Raw genomic sequence first — 3,498 nt, forward strand, 5'->3', positions numbered from 1 at the left:
GACGCCCCCATGAACCGCGCCCTCACCCTTCTCCGCTGCCGACGAGGCGGCGGCAGAGAAGGGTGAGGGCGCGGTTCATGGGGGCGTCGATGGGTTGGCGATACGTTGATTAGGACCGCGCCTAGGCACCCTCCTCTGTCCTGCCGGACATCTCCCCCTCAAGGGGGGAGATCGGCTGTCTCTTTTGGCTTCGCCAATCTCCAACGTTGAAGAATTCGCGGGACAGACAAGCGGCCAATCTCCCCCCTTGGGGGGGAGATGTCCGGTAGGACAGAGGGGGGCCTCGTAGAACTCAAAGCCTACGATGATTTCGCGAATTTTCATCCGCGCAATTCTGTCACGATTCCAAATACGTGTCCGCCCAGTTCGACACCGCCCAGCGCGGGTTGTTGGCGATGTTGCCGACGGTGTCTCGCGCGACGCTGATGAAACTCCATTCGGCGACGTTGATCAGCGGCAGGTCGGCAGCCACCGCCTTCTGGAACTCCTTGTAGAGGTCGGTGCGGGCTGATGCGTCGAGCGTCTCCGATGCCTTGGCGATGAGCGCATCGAGCGCATCGTTCTTGTAGCCGCCCTGGTTGGAGAACGGCACGCCGTCGGGAATGCCGCTCTGCACCAGGATGGTGGTCGAGATCGCCGGATCGCCGCGGAACACCGGCGGACCGACCGCGAGATCGAAGGCGTGGTCGGTGTAGACCGCCTTGATGTGCGCGGCCGAGTCGTTGTTGACCAGCTCAGCGTCGATGCCGATGGCGGCGAGCGCCTGGCGCAGATAGTCGCCGAACTGTTTTGTCTCGTTGAAATAGGGCGCAGGCAGCAGTTTCAGCGTGAAGCGCTTGCCGTCCGGGCCTTTCTTGTAGCCGGCTTCGTCGAGCAGCGCGTTGGCCTTGGCGACGTCGAAGGCATAGGTCGGCACATCGGCGGTGTAGAATTGTGGATCGTTCTTCGGCACCGGGCCGGTGGCTGTCGCGGCATAGCCGAGGAACACCGTCTTGACGACGAAATCCTTGTCGATGGCATGCGCGATCGCCTGGCGCACTTTGACATCGGCCAGTTCCTTGCGGCGATGGTTGATCTCGACGACGAGCTGATAGGTCAGCCCTTCGTAACCCTTGGTGATCACTTTCAGGCCCGGCACTTTCGAGATGCGGTCGAGGTCGGCCAGCGGCACGGCGGAAAAGGCCGCCAGCTGGATCTCTCCGGCCTCCAGCGCGCTCGCCGCGGACGTGCGATCCGGCAGCACCTGATAGATGATCTCGTCGAGATAGGGCTCGTCCTTGCCCCAGTAGTCGGTGTTTTTGGTCAGCCGGTAATATTGGCCGGCCTTGTACTCTGCGAATTTGAACGGCCCGGTGCCGATGGGCGCGTTGTTGGCCGGGTTGTCCTCGATCTTGCCGACCTCGTAGATGTGCTTCGGCACCACGCTGCTCAGCGCCGGCAGCGCGTTGCGGATCAACTGGAACGGCGTCGGCTTGGCGAATTTGAACACGGCGGTGAGATCGTCAGGGGTGTCGACGCTGGCCAGATCCTTGAACACGGTGCGGCCGAGATTTTGCAGCGGCTTCCAGATTTGCAGCGCCGAGAAGGCGACGTCGGCCGAGGTGAACGGTTTGCCGTCATGCCATTTGACGCCGTCGCGCAGTTTGAACGTCACCGAGAGCCCATCGGCGGCACCCTCCCAGCTCAGCGCCAGCCTTGGCGCGAGTCCGTCCTTGCCGTCGTAGGAGGCTTCGGCCAGCGTTTCGACGATCTTGCTGGAGATGAAGAAGACGCCGTTGGAAGCGACGATCGCCGGGTTGAGGTTGCGCGGTTCGGAATCGGCGGCAAGCACAAGCCGCCCGCCCTTCTTCGGCGTCTGCGCCCAGCCCGGTGTCGGGATGGCGGTGGAGGCCAGCAGCATTGCCGAGCCGGAAAGCATCGTGCGCCTGGAAATCGTGAAACCTGACATGATCGAACTCCGTCCCCTCCGCGACCCGGTTGGGCGCGCCAATACCCCTCGAACGCCGGCAAGCCCGCCAGCATCCTTGCGGCGGCGATTATGAGCCTTGCCGAGGGTTTCGCCAGAGACGGAATTGGCGCATCCTCGCTTGGCTTTGAAATTTTCGTCCGCTGGACCAGTTTGGAATATGCGCTTCTATCGCGTCAATCTGGTAGGACCAAATTGATGGGATATGCGACGGACAAAGGTATGATGACATGGAACGGTGCTGTTTGCCCTATTTCTGGCTGGACCAGAACGGGCAAAATGGTGCAGATTTGAGTCATGGCCAGGGGATCGCGAGCGGAACGGCCGGCGGTCCCAGGCAATTCAGGGAGAGAGAGATGAACATTGCTCCGGGCAAGAATGCCGTCGGCAATATCCCGTTCGACCAGGCAAGGGTCGACCGGCTGATGGAGGAGGCCGGCATCGATGTGCTGCTCGCCACCTCCAAGCACAACACGCAATACCTGCTGGGCGGTTACAAGTTCATCTTCTTCGCCGCCATGGATGCGATCGGCCACAGCCGGTACCTGCCGATCGTCGTGTACGAAAAGGGCGGGCCGGACCATGCCGCCTATATCGGCAACCGCATGGAGGGCGGCGAGCACCAGAACAATCCGTTCTGGACGCCGACGCTGCACGCCGCCTGCTGGGGCACGCTCGACGCCGCCAACCTTGCGGTCGAGCACCTGCAGAAGATCGGCAAGGCCGGCGCGCGCATCGGCATCGAGCCTGGCTTCCTGCCATCGGACGCCTATACGCTGATCCGCAAGGCGTTGCCGGATGCCAGGCTGATCGATGCGACCGACATGCTGGAGCGTATGCGCGCCATCAAGACCTATGCGGAGCTGGAGAAGCTGCGCACGGCCTCCGAACTGATCACCGATTCCATGCTGGCGACCATTGCCTGGGCGCGTGAAGGCACGACTAAAAGCGAGATCATCGAGCAGCTGCGGCGCGAGGAAACCAATCGCGGCATCCATTTCGAATATTGCCTGCTGACGCTGGGTGCCAGCCACAACCGCGCCGCTTCACCGCAGGCGTGGGAAAAAGGCGAGGTGCTGTCAATCGATTCCGGCGGCAATTATCACGGCTATATAGGGGACCTCTGCCGGATGGGCATTCTCGGCGAACCGGATGCCGAGCTCGAAGATCTGCTGGCCGAGGTCGAGACGGTGCAGCAGGCGGCCTTCTCAAAAGTCAAAGCGGGCACGCTGGGCGGCGACATGATTTCGCATGCCGAGGGCGTGCTGAAGGCTTCGAAGGTCGCGCCCTACACGGATTTCTTCGCCCATGGCATGGGGCTGATCACGCACGAGGCGCCGTTCCTGATGACCAACCACCCGGTGACCTATGAAGGCACCTATGCGGCCAAGCCGCTGGAGAAGAACATGGTGCTTTCGGTGGAGACGACCATGCTCCACCCGACACGGGGCTTCATCAAGCTGGAAGACACGCTGGCGGTGACGGACGCTGGTTATGTGATGTTCGGTGATCGGGGCCGGGGGTGGAACAGG

Annotated in this window: 3 protein-coding genes; 2 read left to right on the forward strand and 1 reads right to left on the reverse strand. The window is 62.2% G+C overall.

Annotated elements, in window-relative coordinates; all coding sequences use genetic code 11:
• Positions 1-337 precede the first annotated feature (337 nt).
• On the reverse strand, positions 338-1,948 hold the full coding sequence (locus tag EN991_RS28175) for an ABC transporter substrate-binding protein (protein ID WP_127369978.1): 1,611 nt from the start codon (positions 1,946-1,948) through the stop codon (positions 338-340).
• A gap of 90 nt (positions 1,949-2,038) precedes the next feature.
• Here EN991_RS28175 and EN991_RS28180 point away from each other — a divergent pair, with 90 nt between their 5' ends.
• Both EN991_RS28180 and EN991_RS28185 read left to right on the forward strand, forming a co-directional pair.
• Entirely contained in the window at positions 2,039-2,260 is a 222-nt protein-coding gene (locus EN991_RS28180; protein ID WP_127224205.1) for a hypothetical protein, read from the forward strand.
• A gap of 62 nt (positions 2,261-2,322) precedes the next feature.
• A partial coding sequence (locus tag EN991_RS28185; RefSeq protein ID WP_164769419.1) for a Xaa-Pro peptidase family protein occupies positions 2,323-3,498 on the forward strand: 1,176 nt, incomplete at its 3' end.

This window comes from Mesorhizobium sp. M7A.F.Ca.US.005.03.2.1, assembly GCF_003997795.1.
In the GTDB taxonomy this organism is placed as follows: Bacteria; Pseudomonadota; Alphaproteobacteria; order Rhizobiales; family Rhizobiaceae; genus Mesorhizobium; species Mesorhizobium ciceri.